General features: G+C 34.2%; 13 protein-coding genes. 6 read left to right on the forward strand and 7 right to left on the reverse strand.

The features are described from left to right. Window positions 1–2 precede the first annotated feature (2 nt). Genes CW751_RS06830 through CW751_RS06840 form a run of 3 tightly spaced genes read left to right on the forward strand, consistent with a single transcriptional unit; the run spans window position 3 to window position 6,880 of the window. Window positions 3–3,767: a gliding motility-associated C-terminal domain-containing protein gene (locus CW751_RS06830; RefSeq protein WP_101334262.1), complete on the forward strand. Its 3,765-nt coding sequence runs from the start codon at window positions 3–5 to the stop codon at window positions 3,765–3,767. Between the two features lie 12 nt (window positions 3,768–3,779). Then, window positions 3,780–4,715 carry a PorP/SprF family type IX secretion system membrane protein gene (locus tag CW751_RS06835; RefSeq protein WP_101334263.1) on the forward strand — a complete coding sequence of 312 codons (936 nt, stop codon included), beginning with the start codon at window positions 3,780–3,782 and terminating at the stop codon, window positions 4,713–4,715. Between the two features lie 2 nt (window positions 4,716–4,717). After that, a complete protein-coding gene (locus tag CW751_RS06840; RefSeq protein WP_101334264.1) occupies window positions 4,718–6,880 on the forward strand; it encodes an OmpA family protein in 2,163 nt (720 codons plus the stop codon). 171 nt (window positions 6,881–7,051) lie between these two features. On the opposite strand, the gene CW751_RS06845 is transcribed toward CW751_RS06840, so the two are convergent. From CW751_RS06845 to CW751_RS06860, 4 genes are all read right to left on the reverse strand, one after another. Further along, window positions 7,052–7,594, reverse strand: a complete 543-nt coding sequence (locus CW751_RS06845; RefSeq protein ID WP_165779236.1) for an NUDIX domain-containing protein — start codon at window positions 7,592–7,594, stop codon at window positions 7,052–7,054. A 6-nt stretch (window positions 7,595–7,600) separates the two neighbouring features. After that, window positions 7,601–8,800, reverse strand: coding sequence for a pyridoxal phosphate-dependent aminotransferase (locus tag CW751_RS06850; protein ID WP_101334266.1), 1,200 nt, complete (start codon window positions 8,798–8,800; stop codon window positions 7,601–7,603). A gap of 185 nt (window positions 8,801–8,985) precedes the next feature. Then, entirely contained in the window at window positions 8,986–9,861 is an 876-nt protein-coding gene (locus tag CW751_RS06855; RefSeq protein ID WP_101334267.1) for a hypothetical protein, read from the reverse strand. A 31-nt stretch (window positions 9,862–9,892) separates the two neighbouring features. Beyond that, complete coding sequence (locus CW751_RS06860; protein WP_101334268.1) at window positions 9,893–10,813, reverse strand: hypothetical protein; 921 nt, start codon at window positions 10,811–10,813, stop codon at window positions 9,893–9,895. A 332-nt stretch (window positions 10,814–11,145) separates the two neighbouring features. Here CW751_RS06860 and CW751_RS06865 point away from each other — a divergent pair, with 332 nt between their 5' ends. Further along, on the forward strand, window positions 11,146–11,748 hold the full coding sequence (locus CW751_RS06865) for an RNA polymerase sigma factor (RefSeq protein ID WP_101334269.1): 603 nt from the start codon (window positions 11,146–11,148) through the stop codon (window positions 11,746–11,748). Here CW751_RS06865 and CW751_RS06870 read toward each other — a convergent pair. After that, a complete protein-coding gene (locus tag CW751_RS06870) occupies window positions 11,729–12,826 on the reverse strand; it encodes an efflux RND transporter periplasmic adaptor subunit (RefSeq protein ID WP_101334270.1) in 1,098 nt (365 codons plus the stop codon). The genes CW751_RS06865 and CW751_RS06870 overlap by 20 nt on opposite strands. A gap of 285 nt (window positions 12,827–13,111) precedes the next feature. Here CW751_RS06870 and CW751_RS06875 point away from each other — a divergent pair, with 285 nt between their 5' ends. Further along, window positions 13,112–13,654: a hypothetical protein gene (locus CW751_RS06875; RefSeq protein WP_101334271.1), complete on the forward strand. Its 543-nt coding sequence runs from the start codon at window positions 13,112–13,114 to the stop codon at window positions 13,652–13,654. Window positions 13,655–13,659: 5 nt separating this feature from the next. Here the strand turns inward: CW751_RS06875 and CW751_RS06880 are convergent, their stop codons facing one another. Then, window positions 13,660–14,289 (reverse strand): carboxypeptidase-like regulatory domain-containing protein, encoded by a 630-nt coding sequence (locus CW751_RS06880; RefSeq protein WP_101334272.1) that lies wholly within the window; start codon window positions 14,287–14,289, stop codon window positions 13,660–13,662. 57 nt (window positions 14,290–14,346) lie between these two features. Next, window positions 14,347–14,868 (reverse strand): DUF7935 family protein, encoded by a 522-nt coding sequence (locus CW751_RS06885; RefSeq protein WP_101334273.1) that lies wholly within the window; start codon window positions 14,866–14,868, stop codon window positions 14,347–14,349. Between the two features lie 184 nt (window positions 14,869–15,052). Here CW751_RS06885 and CW751_RS06890 point away from each other — a divergent pair, with 184 nt between their 5' ends. After that, window positions 15,053–16,636 carry a hypothetical protein gene (locus CW751_RS06890; protein ID WP_101334274.1) on the forward strand — a complete coding sequence of 528 codons (1,584 nt, stop codon included), beginning with the start codon at window positions 15,053–15,055 and terminating at the stop codon, window positions 16,634–16,636. Window positions 16,637–16,666 lie beyond the last annotated feature (30 nt).

A 16,666-nucleotide genomic window follows, 5' to 3' on the forward strand; every position in this document is an offset into this window, starting at 1 on the left:
AAATGAAAAGTTTAAATGGTTTATTATTTACACTTACTGTGTTAATATTTATTGCAAACAATGCATTCTCGCAAAGTGATAATTGTTCGTTTGCCCCCAATTTACCTGTGACTAGTTCTTGTGCTTCACCTACTATGGGGAGTTCAGCAGGAGCATCTCAAAATTTACCGGGTTGCGTTGGTAATGCAGATGACGATGTTTGGTATGAATTTGTTGCTACCTCAACCTCTCACCGTATTGAAGTGGGAGCAAGTTCAGGTTATGACCCTGTATTGCAGGTTTTTAAGAATTCGTGCTCTTCTTTGAATAATTTAGGTTGTATTGATGATTACGGTACAGGTTCAGATGAGGTTTTTAATTATACCAACTATATTGTTGGTCAAACCTATAAAATTAGGATTTACCATTATGGAGTAGGTTCAGGGACTGGAGACTTCAGTATTTGTTTAACAAATCCGTTAAACGCTCCTTCAAATGATGATTGTATAAACGCAACGCCTTTGAGTGTTAACTCAAGCTGTGTATATCAATCATTTGATAATATTGGAGCAACCGCTTCAATACCGGGTTGTGCAGGAAATGCCGATGAAGATGTATGGTTTAGCTTTGTAGCGACCAATTCAGTTCAAGAAATAAGCGTTAATCCGTCTTCAACTATGGATGCGGTAGTTCAACTTTTTACAGGCACTTGCGGTTCTCTTACTTCCTTATATTGTGAAGATTTGAGTTTCTCAGGTGGGATTGAAACGGTTAATGCAATTGGACTTATTCCTGGTCAGGTGTATTATTTTCGAGTTTATGATTATTATACGGGAAGAACAGGAACTTTCGATGTGTGTGTTAAAGGAGCTCCTACGCCAGCTCCCATAAATGATGAACCTTGTTCCGCTATAAAAATTCCAACGGTTACCTCTGAATGTACTTATTCAACATTTACGAATGTTGGAGCGACAGCCTCTCCACATCCCAGGCCCACAGATTGTGATGGGAATGGTACTTCAGGAGGGTACTCCATAAATTCAAAGGATGTATGGTTTGAAATTACTGTACCTCCGTCTGGTCAATTATCAATTACTTCACAACCCAATATGGGAGCGGGTTCTATTTCTGATGGCGTAATGGCTTTATATGGGGGGACATGTTCAAATCTTGCAGGAATATATTGTTCAGATGATTTCTCTTATCCAGGTAGTGCCAATGATAATTTACCTTATATAGAAAGGTCTGGTTTAACACCAGGAAGTACTGTATATTTGCGCTATTATGGTTATGGTGTGAGTGAAGGTACTTTTGGTTTTTGTGTGAGTACAACAACTAATGATGATTGTGCAAACGCTTTAGAAATTTGTGACATTAATGGTTATAAAGGATCAACGGTTCCAGCTTATACAGCCGATCGGCCTGGTAATATGAGGGGGAATGCTGAAATGAATAATCCACCTACATACACTTGGACGCCAGGTACAAACCAAGGCGGTGTTTTTGGAAAAGGCGGTTCTTGGGGGAATGGTTCTCCCTTAACTGACGTTCAGATTAATAATAACTCATGGATTAAATTTACAGCTTCTGCAACAACTGCAACTTTAAATGTATCCATTTATGATTGTTTTATTGGTAATTACCCAAGCGGAGGTATACAGATGCAGATTTTCTCATCAAATAATTGCAGTAACTTTATACCCGTATCTAATTTCGAAGAAAATAGTACCGGTTTTGTAATTACGGCGAATGGTTTAACTGTTGGCGATCAGTATTATTTAATGGTTGATGGATATGCAGGAGATATTTGTAGTTATACCATTAGTGCAAATACTGGAGTTTCCTTTCCAAATATTGATCCAGTCCCACCACTTTGTGCAGGTGGCTCAACTACCTTAACTGCACCTCCTGGAGCAACTTCGTATAATTGGTTGCATAATGGTTCAACGAGTAGGAGCGTTACGGTAAATCCATCCGTTACTACAACTTATACATGTGAAGTTACTGGACTTTGTAATTATAGACAAACATTAACGAGACAGGTGGTTGTGAAACCCAATCCAAATGTAACTTTTAGCACTGGAGCGTCACCATCTATATGCGCTGGTGAAAGTATAACAATTAATGCAAGTGGTGGAAGCTCTTATCTATGGAGTAATGGTCAAACGGGAAGTAGTATCTCTGTTTCGCCTTCTTCAAATACGACATATTCAGTAACAGCTACCTTAGACGGTTGTCAGTCGACTGAACAAGTAAACGTTAATGTAAATTCACTTCCGCAATTATCTGTAAGTCCAACGGCAAACGATGCAAGTTGTGGTATGGCAGATGGTTCGCTTACGGGGACAGTCGTGAATGGTTCTGCTCCGTTTTCTTATGAATGGACTTCTGGAGGTTCTATTATTGGAACTACCAGAAATATAAATAATGTTTCTGCAGGCCTTTACTCCTTGAATGTTACAGATGGAAATGGATGCTCGAATGATTTTGGACCATTTGGAATTACAAATCCTGGTGCGCCAGCAGCTCCTGCAATTACTGTTTCAAATAATAGTGCTTGTGAAGATGAAAATGTAAGCTTTTCAATTGTGTCTCCAGATCCATCAGCAACTTATGAGTGGAACGGACCAAATGGATTTACATCAAATAATACATCTTTCTCTGTTCCTGTAAATTCTATAACTGATGGAAACTACTGTGTGGTTTCTACTGTGGCCAATTGTACAGGAGCCTCTGCTTGTGAAACGATAGCTTTGCTTCCCCCACCTGAGTTGAATTTGTCATCATCTGTTGAAGATTCAGTAGCGTGTGTAAATAGTGATGTTACCCTTTCAGCATCTGGTGCTAATACATATACTTGGACTGGTCCGGGTGCCTATACTGCAAATGGTAACGCCGTTTCAATCCCGAATGTAAATGCTACCAATCAAGGCTGGTACACTGTTGAAGCAACAGATGGGAGTGGTTGTAAAGCGACTGATTCTCTTTATGTAGCTGTCGCAGACTTGCCAACAGCGAATGCGAATGCAAGTGGAAGTAGCGATAATTCGTTTTGTGAAGGTGCTATTGTGGAAGTAAATGGTACTGGAGGAGTAGCTTATCATTGGAATGGACCGAATGGATTTTCTTCAACACAACAAAATGACGTAATACTAGATTTTAACGCAAATAATGAAGGAATATACTTTTTAACCGTTACAGATTCTAATGGTTGCGTTGATCAGGATACGACTAGACTTTCATTAGCGTTTTTAGATAATTTTGGTGTATTAACTGCTGATACATCAGTGTGCCCCGGGGATGACTTCGCTTTAACTGCTTCAGGAGCTGATAATTATTTATGGTATGGTCCTGATGGATTCGAAGCGCAAGGAAATCCGGTGGAGGTGTTAGATGTTTCATTTGATCAAGCAGGTATATACTATGTTGAAGGGTTTAATGAGGAAGGCTGTAGTGATGCTGATTCGATGGAGTTAAAAGTGAAAATATCTCGAGATTGTTTATTTATTCCTGGATTTACTTCTCCTAATGACGATGGTTTAAATGATGGTTGGGTAATCACTGGTATCGAAGCATTTCCAGATGCAGAGGTGTTTATTTATAACCGATGGGGAAATCTTGCATTTTATGCTTCACCTTATGAAAATGATTGGTTTGGACAAGTCAATAAAGGGGTTAAGATTGGTGGGAAAGACGGAAAAGTACCAGCAGGAACCTATTTTTATGTAATCCAACTCAATGATGGTATTGATGAGCCTATTAAGGGATATTTAGAGTTGCAATATTAATAAGCGATTATTATGAAATTAACAACACACATTGCTGCGGCTTGCTTAATGCTAGTAACAACCTTTTTAGGTTCTATACAGGCTTTTGGGCAACAGGATGAGCAGTTATCATTATATAATTATAATCCACTTTATTATAATCCTGCCTATGCTGGAAGTAGAAGTGCATTAAGTATTGTTTCAATGGCAAGATTTCAATGGATCAACTTTGAAGGGGCACCAAGTACTCAATTTGTATCAGTTCACACCCCTGTAATCGGTAGGTCTCTAGGTATGGGGTTAACAATGGTTAATGATCAAGTAGGTGCACGTAAAAGAACTGCTATTTATTACAATGCAAGCTCAGGCATTCGTTTAAATAACAACAATGATCGGTTGGCATTTGGACTTTCTGTAGGGATGGATATTATGTCATTTGATTTTAATGATTTACCTGTTCATGACATTTCTGACCCGTTTTATGGACAATCGATTTCAACCACAAAAATTAATGCGGGAGCAGGATTGTATTACTACAATGATCAGTTTTATGTTGGTGTTTCGAGTCCACGATTATTCGAACCTAAAACGGAAGGTGCAGATGAAGTTTTGGCTACTTTGAGCAAAAGACACTTTTTTATATCGGCTGGAAAAGTTTTCAACCTTAATAGTGTGGTGAAATTTAAGCCCACTACGCTAGTTAAGATAACGCCAAATAGCCCTTTAACATTTGATGTCAATGCGAACTTTCTATTATATGAGCGCTTGTGGATTGGAGGATTGTATCGATTTCATGAGGCTGTAGGAATCAATTTCGTTTACAACTTTAATGATTTTATACATCTCGGATATGGTTATGATTTTGCAATAAATCGTTTAATGAAACATCAAAGTGGATCACATGAGGTGTTGCTTCAGATTGATATTCAGTCAAAACGTAATTTATTTACTTCACCAAGGTACTTTTAATAATGAGAATTCTTTTTTTGATTAACGTAGCAATATTTTTATTTGTATCCAATGGATTTTGTCAGTTGAAGGCAAAACTAGCAGATAAACATTATGAAAATCTAGCATACTACGAAGCAGCCCCCATTTATAATGAATTGGCGGATAAATTTCTTGCGAAAAATAAAGGAGAGAAAATGTATGTGCTTCGTGCTGCTATTTCAAATGGTAAGCTAAGGAAATACAAGTTATCCAATGAATACTATGCATCAATATTGAAATTAGATATGAATGCGCTAAGCGAAACGCAATATATGAATTATATTGATCAATTGCGGATGCTTAAAAAGTATGAGGCTTCAGTCGAACAAGCAAGGATAGCACATCAACTTTTTCCAAAAAATGAATTTTTCTCAGCTTTAATTAATGGAGATGATAAATTTGAAAGGGTGAAGAAAATGAATAAAATTGCGGATGCCGAAGTGGCTCCGTTTAATTCAAATAAAGGTGATTTTTCGCCCGTATTTTTTGAAAAAGGTTTGCTTTTCGTAACTAAATCTTCTAACAAAGGATTTTTAACTGGGAAATATGCATGGGATAATGGTAACTTTACCAATATCATGTATACTGAATTTGAAGCAGAAGAATGGATTAAACCAAAAACATTATCGGGTGAATTCTTTTCCCGTAAACATGACGGACCAATAGCTTTTGATAGTAGTTATAACAAAATGTTGATAACAAGAAACCTATCATCAAGTGAAAAAAAGGAGGGCGTGCGCTATTTGTCTCTATATATGAGCGAAAAAGATAAAGATAATAAATGGAAGACGCCTGAGCTTCTCTCTTTTTCAACCAAAGAAGCAAACACTGGACATGGATGCTTTTCGCCAGATGGGAAAAGAATTTATTTCGTTTCTGATCGTGAGTCTAGTAAAGGGAAAACAGATATTTATTATTCAGACCTTAAAGATGGTGTTTGGCAATCGCCCGTGAATTTTGAAAAAGTAAATACGGAAGGAGATGAAATGTTTCCGTATATCTCGCCCAATAATAGATTATATTTCGCCTCGAACGGTCGCGTAGGTCTTGGTGGATTGGATATATATTATATAGATTTGAATGATGAGAACAGTGAACCTATTAATGTAGGAGACGGAATTAATAGTCCAGCAGATGATTTTGGACTAATTGTCGATGAGACAAAAAATAAAGGTTACTTTTCTTCAAATAGAAATGGTTTTATTGATCGCATTTACAATTGGAAATCAACGCCACCAGAAATTGATGTAATTGTAAACGTTTACACTAATTATAAACCTAAAGAGGCAGTCGAGAATCATCCTGTATGGATTATTAGCTCAAATTTAAAAGATACAATTGAATCAAAAACGGATGAAAATGGCTGGGTAATGGCCTCATTAGATTTTGCAAAAGAGTACAAAATAGTAGTTGAAAAAGAGTTTTTTGAACAAGATGAACAAATAGTATTTGATACGTATAAATTTTATGAGGACACCACTTTAAATTATGATGTATTCTTAAATCCAACAAGTATTTCTGCTAGAATAAATGTTGTTCGTGCTTCAGATCAAATGCCTATTGAAAACGCAATGATTAATATGTATAATCCAAAAACGAAAGAAGACACTGTCTTTTATACAGATGAGAATGGATTTGTAATCGGAAATGTTGATCGACACAGTGAGTATTGGGTGAGTGGTTCTAAAAAAGGATTTATTGATAATGAAACTAATTTTTTTACTAATAATTATAGTGATCGATTAGTAGAGTTGGAATTAGAACTAGAGGAAATCAAGAAAGGAACTGTCTTTAAATTAGAAAATATTTTTTACGATTTAAACAAGGCTTCATTAAGAGAAGAAAGTAAGGTAGCATTAGACAAGTTGGCTCGATTTATACTAGATAATGATGTTAAAATCGAGTTAAGTGCACATACAGATTCTAGAGGTAGTAATCGGTATAATCTTGATTTGTCTCAACAAAGAGCGCAAAGCTGCGTTGATTATTTACTTAGCAAGGGAATCAATAAAAGTAATATAATTGCAAAGGGGTACGGAGAAACACGTTTAGTGAATAGATGTAAAAATGGAGTGAAATGTTCGGAAGACGAACATCAGGAAAATAGACGAACGGAAGTAAAGATATTAGACTTAAATAACTAAATTGAATTTGATTACTTTATGATAGGCGGTTTAAAGTTATTGATATTACTGAAGTTCTCGACACTCGTTTGTCCCCAATATTCACAACATCGAAAGACTTTGCATAATTATAAAGAACGCAACTAGAATTAAATCAAATTATTACTGATGAATTCCCAACATGCATTAATTTTATTTTTCGACTAAATCGGCTATTTTTCTTTGCGCTTTTTTAAGATGTTTGGTGATTAGTTTTACATCCTCCAAAGTTGGTGTTTCTTTAATACAATCAATTGATAATGAAGATATACTTTGTTGAAGATGATCGAATGCCATTTGCACTACTTCTCCATGATCAAATGCCAATGTAGGTAATTCATTTAAAAGTATCCATTTTGCTTTTGCAGCATCATCGTTTCCTATTGGTACAACCCCCTCTTTTTTCATAATAATAAAGTGGGCTATTGAGACCACTCTAAAACGAGGATCTCTTTTTACTTTTCCAAAGGTGTAAAATTGCTTTAGAAACTCAACTTTTACTCCAGTTTCCTCCTGTAGTTCTCGAATAGCAGCTTTTTCGGGGGATTCATTATCCTCTATAAATCCACCCGGTAATGCCCATTTTTTATTGTTTACAGCTTTTTTTCTTTCAACCAATAATAGGTAAAGCCCACTTTTATCATAGCTAAAAACCACAGCGTCTGCGGCCAACTTTATGTTTTGTTGTATTCCCAAAATCTTTTAAATTGTAGTATTAGGATATTCATTTAGCGCATGTTCAAGGCAAATAAGTGCTTTTTTTAATTCCGATTTCTCCAAAACATAAGCAATTCTTACTTCCTTTTTTCCTAAACCTGGAGTTGCATAAAAACCACCAACAGGCGCCATCATAACAGTGTTTCCTTCGTATTCAAAGTCTTCTAATAGCCATTGACAAAAATGCTCTGTGTCTTCCACAGGAAGTTCTGCAACTGCATAAAACGCACCCTTAGGTTTAGGGCATTTTACACCTTTTATTTTATTTAAACCATCAACCATTAAATTTCGTCTCTGAACATACTCATCTGTAACCTTTTCGAAGTATGATTGAGGTGTTTTTAAAGCTCCTTCTGCTGCTATTTGAGCATAAGTTGGGGGAGATAGCCGCGCTTGAGCAAATTTCATAGCCGCCGCCATAAATTCTTTATTTTTACTTATTAAAGCTCCGATTCTTGCACCACACATTGAATATCTTTTTGAAACAGAATCAATAAGTACTGTGTTGTTTTCTAATCCTTTTAAGTTAATTACAGAAAAAGGTTTTGCGCCATCATAACAAAATTCCCGATAGACTTCATCTGCAAAAAGGAACAAGTCTTTTTCTTTCACAAGGGCACCTAATTTGTTTAATTCATCTGTTGTATACAAGTTGCCAGTAGGATTTCCTGGATTGCAAATTAAGATTGCTTTTGTTTTTTCAGTAATTTTTTTTCTAAATTCCTCAATAGAAGGTAGAGCAAAACCATCCTCTATTGATGAGGTAACTGGTACAATGTTTATTCCTGCTGCTGTAGCAAATCCATTGTAATTGGCATAAAACGGTTCCGGTATGATTACTTCGTCACCTGGATTAAGGCCAACTGAAAATCCAAATAATAAAGCCTCTGAACCTCCTGTAGTTACAATTATTTCATCTTTGGAAATGTTTATATCATTTTCTGCATAATAATTAGCCAATCCTTTACGGTACGATTCAAAACCAGCAGAATGAGAATACTCAAGAACGTTAATATCTGCAGTTTTAACCGCATTTAAAGCAGACTCCGGTGTTTCAATATCTGGTTGTCCAATGTTTAAATGAATAACATTTTTGCCTTTAATTTTTGCTGTTTCTGCAAATGGAACCAATTTTCTAATTGGCGATGAAGGCATGTTGAGCGCTTTTGTTGATATTTTGGGCATATTATTTTTTTTAATTTGCTCAAAAATAATCAAGTCGATTAGATTTATAAAACTTTATTTTAAGAATATTATTTTTTAATTCTATAACACTTAAAAACACCACATAACAATCAGTATTCTGATAATTGATAAAAAAAAAGAGGCTGCTCAAAATAGAACAGCCTCACAAAAAAATATATTTAAGTTTAGAAGTAAACGTTAATATTGAGTGTTCCAAGTGTAGCACTTGAGAATCCTGTGTTTACAGGTCTTAATTTAGTTTCTCCCACATATCTCTGATCTAATTTGTATGTCTCAGATATTCCTGTTTGCTCCGTTGTTCTTCTTCCAAAAAGGAATAGATTAAACTCAGCTCCAATTGAAATTCCTTTTGTGATAAAGAAATCAGCTCCTACATACAAGCCTCCGCCAAAGTTATATTGCGTACCTCCTTTCGTTTCAAGTGGTCGCAATTCTGGAGAGTTACTAGCACCAGTAAAGTAGTTACTTATCGTTGTTGGAGTTGGATTAGCTGCGCTCATCGCGTTTCCATAGGTGTACGTTGTGCTGTTTGATCCGATAGAACCAAATAATTCGGCACCACCGTATCCTTGAATTCTCCATAAGTTTTTACGCATTTCAATTCCTAATCCCAATTCGTAAACGCTTGAATTTGTTTTTCTTTCATCTACTGTTTTTTCATAAGTAAATGCATTGTCATTGAAAGGATTGTCAATGTTTGCAATATCATCATAAACAAATGCTCTTTCCGTAGAATTGTCAATTCCTAACCCAAAACGAACGCGTGCAGCGATGTTATCTGATAAGAAATATCTTCCATATACAGTTGGAGCAATCGCTATTCCTGTTGAAGATGGAGCCACCATACTATAGTTAGGTGTTTGTGTTCCTGCAGAACTAAAACTGTTCCCAATGAATTGAATGACATTTGCCATATCCATTCCTATGGAAAAGGTTCCTTTTTTAGGGAAGTCTTCTGAAAAGTCTCTTTTTTCTTCCTGACTATATAAGTTGGAAGTAGCTAAAAGAGCAGAAACCCCTAATATTATTAGTTTTTTCATGTTTTTTTAATTTCGTTGATTATATAGATCGTTATGGTAATTGTTGAATTAATGCACCTTGAGAGTAGGTGAAGTCTTTATTTGCATAATCAGTAAAATAAAGATCTTCAATGTTCAATAGGGTATAGTTGTATTCGAATCTTTCATCAGTAATATAGTCTTCATACTTTAGAATGGTCTGACTATCAAAGAATAATTCACTCGTTCCATTTTCAACGCAAGGTACTTCAATCGAATAAGAACCACCTGAACCAACAGTTATGGTTTGTTCTTCTCGATAGGTTTGACCATAGTAATCCTCTGCTAAAATTCTAACAAAAACCTCAGTTCCTGAAGGGATAGGCAGATTAATTAATGTATCAGGTTGATTCACACCAACTCTTCTTTCTGCCAAATAAGTTAGCGTTCCTTCGTAAGTAACAGAAGTTGTAGGTTCAAATGTTCCTGAATTAGGATCAATAGAATTTTCGTTGTAAACTACTGAGCCAAGGTTTATGCTATTGCTTCCAGCATTTGTTCCTAAACCTGAAAAGAATTTATTTGCTAAAGTGTACTCCGTTTTTTCCGTATAGCTTGCTGAACCAAGCTCAGAGTATTTTTTATCATATACAAAACTTGCAAAAGATAAAGTAGCATCAATTCCTGAGTTTGTAACAGGTACATTTAACGAGAACTTCCCGTTTGCTTTTGTTGTCGTTGAAACAACATGATTCGAACCAGATGTGTTTGAAGGATTGTATTCTGACATCGGAATAGTTATCATTACCTTAGTTCCGTTTGGAACTGCTTCTAAAACTGAGTTTGATTCATCGAGCTCTGCCATTAGGTTTCCTTCGATTTTTACTGTTTCTAATTCTGAAATTTCAAGTGGTCCAGAAACTTCATATTTCTTACAAGAAGTGAATGCAAGTGCCATCACAGCGGCAGTTGCAAAGATAAGTTGTTTTTTCATTTTATATTTTTTATAAATTTAGGCAAAAGTACACTTTTTTTTCAATAAAATAATCGCTCGTCTATAAAATATTTACATTCGTAGTGTTTTAAGTCTATTCATCGATTGTTTTTCCTTATAAATAATGGGATATATTTTAATGTTGTTTAAAATTTTACCAACCCTTTTTATTCTTATTACGTCTTTAAGATGGAAGAATTTAAGGTATGACTTTTGTGTTTATCAAATTATTCTTTAAATTTGAAGTTGAACTATTAAAATATACAGTGCCTATCGATACATTTTTACTCTAAAAAGAATTTGCTTTAAGTTAAACTCAAAACTGAGTAATTATGGAACTATGTAAACTAGAAGATAAGAAATTGGTGTCTCTGTACATTAATGGTAATGAAAAAGCGTTTGAAAAACTACTCAACCGTCACAAGAATAAAATATATAACTATATCTTTATGAAAGTCCGTGACGGAGCGCTAGCACAGGATATTTTTCAAGAAACATTTATAAAAATAGTAAGGACTTTAAAAAAAGGTAGTTACAACGAAGAAGGGAAGTTCTTGCCTTGGTCTATGCGTATTGCACACAACCTTATTATCGATCACTTTAGGAAGGCAAACAAAGTTAGATTTGTATCAGAATCAACATCAAAATCAGAAGACTTTACAATATTTGATTTATTGGAGGTTAAAGATAATAATGTTGAGGAAAGTATTTCTCATGATGAGTTAGTTGGTCAAATGGTGGAATTAATAGAATACCTGCCAGATTCTCAAAGAGATATTATTAATATGCGGATTTTTAAAGAAATGTCTTTTAAAGATATTGCTTTTAAAGAAAATATTAGCATAAACACTGCACTGGGAAGAATGCGTTATGCATTAATCAATATTCGTAAATTAATTGAAAAACATAATTTAGTTACTCCTTATTCTTCGTGATCATCGCTTTTGGATTGTTTATAATGAAAGCATTATTGGGTAAGTTTTGAGTATTAAGCGTAACCGAATCGCCAAATGTGTTTTTTACGCTTGCTTCATGACGAAATATACTGTTGTTGAAAAGCAAATAAAGTGAATCATTATTAATAGCACTAATCGGAATCTTTGTGTCTTTAATTTCATTCTGGGGATAAACAATTTTTATTGTTCGCTCAGGTATTAAATGACTTTTTTCATCGATTGAAAATAATAACCGTGCATAGATAGAATCTTTAGGGTTTGAGTAAACTTTCTTCAAAGAACCTTTGCCTATAGTGTCATTATTACTGTTGGTAAAGTACACATTTGACATGTTTTCTGTGGCAACAAGATGTTCAAGTTTTATTTTTGCATTAACTTCACTTTTATTGTTGGCTAATACCATGAGGGCTTTTCCTTTTTCAACGAATGTGTTTGAAGTGATTGAGCTTTCTAGAATGTAGCCATCAAAAGGTGCTGTATAGATGTATTTTGTAGCTTTTTGTTCAACTTCTTTTATCTGATAATACGCGGCCAAGATACCATTTTTACCTAAAATATTTTCCTCTTCAATTGTCATAGTGGGTAATTCCGGTAACGGCCTTGTTCTTTGTGTGTTTTTATAAAAATCCTCCCATTGATCTAATTTTTCTGGCATTAACTTTTGTATGGTATCCAAGGTGTTTTGTATGCTTTTTTTGAATTTAATTTTAAGCGTTAATATGTTATATAATATAGGTAAGCGATTAACTTTTATTAAAATGTCATGTTTCTTAAATCTTTTACCAGGGTACAAATCTATGTTGTCGTCATCTATTTTACCACTGATATCCATGACTACTTTTGTTTGTGTTTGTGGCGATAGAACACCATAAAGTATAGGAGGAGAAAATGTGTTTTCTTTATTCACAAATGTAGTTTCAATTGTTTCGGTTTTCTTACCGGCTTCGTTTGAAGGATCTGCTGGTTTTTGATTTTGAAATAATAAAATCCATACAGTCAAAGCGATAATTATAGAAGACAAAAAAAGAATAATACCTTGATAACTTATCTTGTTCATGAGTTTCGAGTTCTCTAACAAATTTAACAGAAAAGAATAGAACCTTATGTGTAATTAACTCTTTTATTTAATGAAGCAGAGATGAGATAATAAAATTTCAGAACTTCCTAAATGCTTATCTTAGATGATCGATTATATCTTTTTAACTTTAATTGATCGAAATACTACGTTTTATATCAAAAGTGTTAATAATCTTGTTGAAAAGGTGGTTTTTAACTTCTTCAATACGTTCGAATTGTCTTTAACTTTGCATTTAATAGTGATTTAAAACTTTTAAGCAGGGAAATGTTAAATGCAATTTTTAGAAAAAAGCTGTCTGACCAACAATTAGCAACTATTTTTATAAACGGTTTGTTAAATGTTATTGAAAATGGATTTGTAGAAGTTAAGTCCATTATTGAAGATGATCCTGTTTTTGTGAAATCTCCAGATTTATCGAAAGCTCCTGACGGACATTTTACGATGATTGTAATCGTTGGTAATGTTATGGATTTAAAGAATCACTTTTCTTCCAAGCAACAAATTGCTATTGAGCCACTCATATTTAAAGGACTTGCTGAATCTTTTGGGATGACTTTGCCAGAGTTTAAGAAGTATTTTAATGATTATGCTGCTTTTATGAAACGAGCAAATCATCCTTCTAAAGTTACTTTATATAGTATGTCCAAAGCTATGTTTTTTAAATACAAGCTTAATGCATATCAAGATGATTACTTTAAATCCTTAAATACTCCTAATCCCTTGTTTTTAAAAAGGCTAGATGAGGTTTTAGCTAATTTTATTTGGAATTGGGAGGCGTTTTTTAAACGCTATAAAATACACAAATAATAAGTTTATTTCCGCTGTAATTTACCATCTCTCCAAGCATTAATGAACTTGCTCCAAGCTGCAGGGTTGAGCAGATTGTTCATAGGTGTTTGTCCTTGAATATAGAGTTGTGTTTGTTTCTGTTCTCGTTCCCAATTATATGATAAACTACCATCAGTTGGAACTCTTGCAGCAACAAATGCTAAACTTTCACCAGATAATTGACGTTGTGCTCTCCTGAGCGCGTCATCATAAGGATCCATTTCAACGAATGCGCGTGCAAATTCTTCTTTTGAAGGCCATGGATATATGTCTACTTCTGGTAAAATAAGCGTATCTGGAGTCATAACATGAATGATAGAATATCGTTTTTGTGATAAGGTATCGGGAACAATGTATGAACTTGTTTTGAATCCAAAGGCATTAAAAAGAATTGTGTCTCCAGGACGTGTAACAAAACTAAAATAACCATAATAGTCTGACATCGTTCCTTTTCCTGTTGTTTTGTCAACTACAGATGCATAAGAAACCTGATTTAAACTATCTGCAGATACTAAAACACCAGAGAATTGAATAAGGTTTTGTTTTTGCTGAGCAAATGAATATCCTGAAAATAAAATAAAAACCGAGGCTAATATATAAACTAAATTTTTCATAATTCTTTATTTGATTTTAAAATACAAATTAATACGCACTACAAGGTAATTAAAGTGTTAAAATAACTTTTGAAATTCATCTTTCACTACTTTAATCGCTATTTCAGTGGGAAGCTCATCAAGTTCGCTGATGATCTCAAAGATTTTAGAGCTCAATTCCGTTGAAGTAGCCTCAGCGTTTAATTGTTGTGCGGCTGTATTGATTATTTTTATCGTTTCTTCTTTACTTTTAGCAACAATATTCCATGCTGAATGAGAAACGAAAATTTGTTGGGCAACATTATGATCAAATTCTTGTCGAATCTGTGCTAACAATTCTGTTTGAAGTGCCAAAGCTTTCTTCTTAGGATCGTGCAGTCGCATAATTAAACTTTGTGGATTGATTCGCTCAAGTAATAGGACAATTCTTTGATAGGCATCTGCTCGTGGAGCTAGAAAGAATTTTTGACGTTCTTGTTTTAATTGAGCGCCAACTTGAGATAGTTCCTTTTCATTATTCTTTTTAATGAAAGTGTAAACCACAAATGCAATTGACAATGCAGGAATTAATGCAACAATAATATACGTTATATAGTCCATTTCTAATTCTTTTCTTCAAAAATAATAGGCTTTACATATTTTATGATGTAAATCGCAATTAATTTTTAGTATTTATTCAGGAATAGCAGAAATCTAATAGAATTAATTAATTTTGTTTTAACTTTTTAAACGAATTCCATTGGTGCAAACCAACTTACTCCAAATTTAAAACGTTACTATTTATATGTTCAAGACAAATAACGTATTTTTATTTTTATTGCTTATACCAGCTATCTTCTTTTTGAGCTGTCGCAAAGAAAAAACCAGTTGGTCCTCCACTTGGCAAGTCCCTTTGGTTAAAGACTCTTTGAAAATAGTTGATTTTGTAAATGATTCTACATTAAGTGTTAATTCAGATAATTCTATCCAAGTTGAGGCGAAGCGTCTTTTGAAAAGCTTAAACTTGAATGATTTAATTGAAATTCCCGATAATTCCTTTGAACAATCTTTTTCTATCAACTTATCTTCCTTAACTGTAAATCCTGGTTTTACCTTTTTGGATGAGACTAAAGAGTATAATTTTAATGTTGATAACGCTACATTAAGAGAGGTAAGGCTCAAGCAAGGAAAAGCAAGTCTCAAAATTGAAAACCCTATTGAAACTAAAGGTATTTTTACTATTTCTCTTCCTGGCGTAACAAGAAATGGAGAAACTTTTAGTCATACCCAAGAAGTAGATGCAGGAACGATGCAAAACCCAGGAATCGGTTATTTAGACTTAGACTTCTCTGGTTATACAATTGATATGACTGGTGTAGACGGGCTTTCCTATAACGTTATAATGTCTAAGTTGACAGTTAAGACAGATCCTGAAGGAACAACAGCAACGATTACTAATCAGCATGATTTTGTGACGGATGTGAAGTTTTCTGATTTAGAAATAGATTATGCATTAGGTTATTTTGGGAATGTTTCCTTTTCTGATACCACAACCGTTGAGGTTGAAGCAATGAGCGCTATTGATGGTGGTGTGATTAATATTGATGATTTGAATCTAGATTTAATTGTGAGTAACGGAGTGCGCGCCAGAGCAAATGCCAAGATAACATTGTTTGAAAGTGTAAACTACGCCAACTCGAAAGTGAATTTAACCCATCCCTTCTTTGGGCAAACCCTAAACTTAAATCCTGCTCAAGGGGATCTTTGGCAAGGGTTAACACCCTCAGAATTAATCTTTAATTTTGATCAAAACACGGGTAATATGGTGGATTTCCTAGAGAACTTAGGGAGTCGATATAAAGTTGGTTATCAGGTTGAAATAAACCCACTTGGAAGCTCATCAGCTGGAAACGATATGATTGTGCCAAATAGTAGAATTGAATTATCTTTACATTCTGATTTTAAACTTTTGGTAGGGGCTGACGAATTAACGCTGCTTGACACTTTTGCAATCGATTTCAAAAATGATAATAAATTAATTAATGTTGAATCGGGTGAATTTGTGGTCAAAACAAAAAACACTTTTCCTTATGGTGCAACTTTAAAAATGTATACACTTGATCGAGATTATACAATTTTGAATGAAATATCGAGTTCAGAATCAATAACTGCGGCCTTGCCAAATACGAACGCAAATGGTCACACTCAAATCGATAACACATTGATCTTTAAAGCGAATAAAAAGGTGGTTCAAGATTTAGTAAATACGGAGTATGTCTTGATTAAAGCCGTTTTTAATAGTGCTACTAATGTTAATAATGTTGTGTATGACAATGCGGCATTAAACTTTACTTTATCAAGTCAATTTAAACTAAAAGCAAATTTATGATCGCCAGTTGGAATCGTATATTTCTATTTT

It is taken from the genome of Brumimicrobium salinarum, assembly GCF_002844555.1.
Taxonomy (GTDB): Bacteria; Bacteroidota; Bacteroidia; order Flavobacteriales_D; family Crocinitomicaceae; genus Brumimicrobium; species Brumimicrobium salinarum.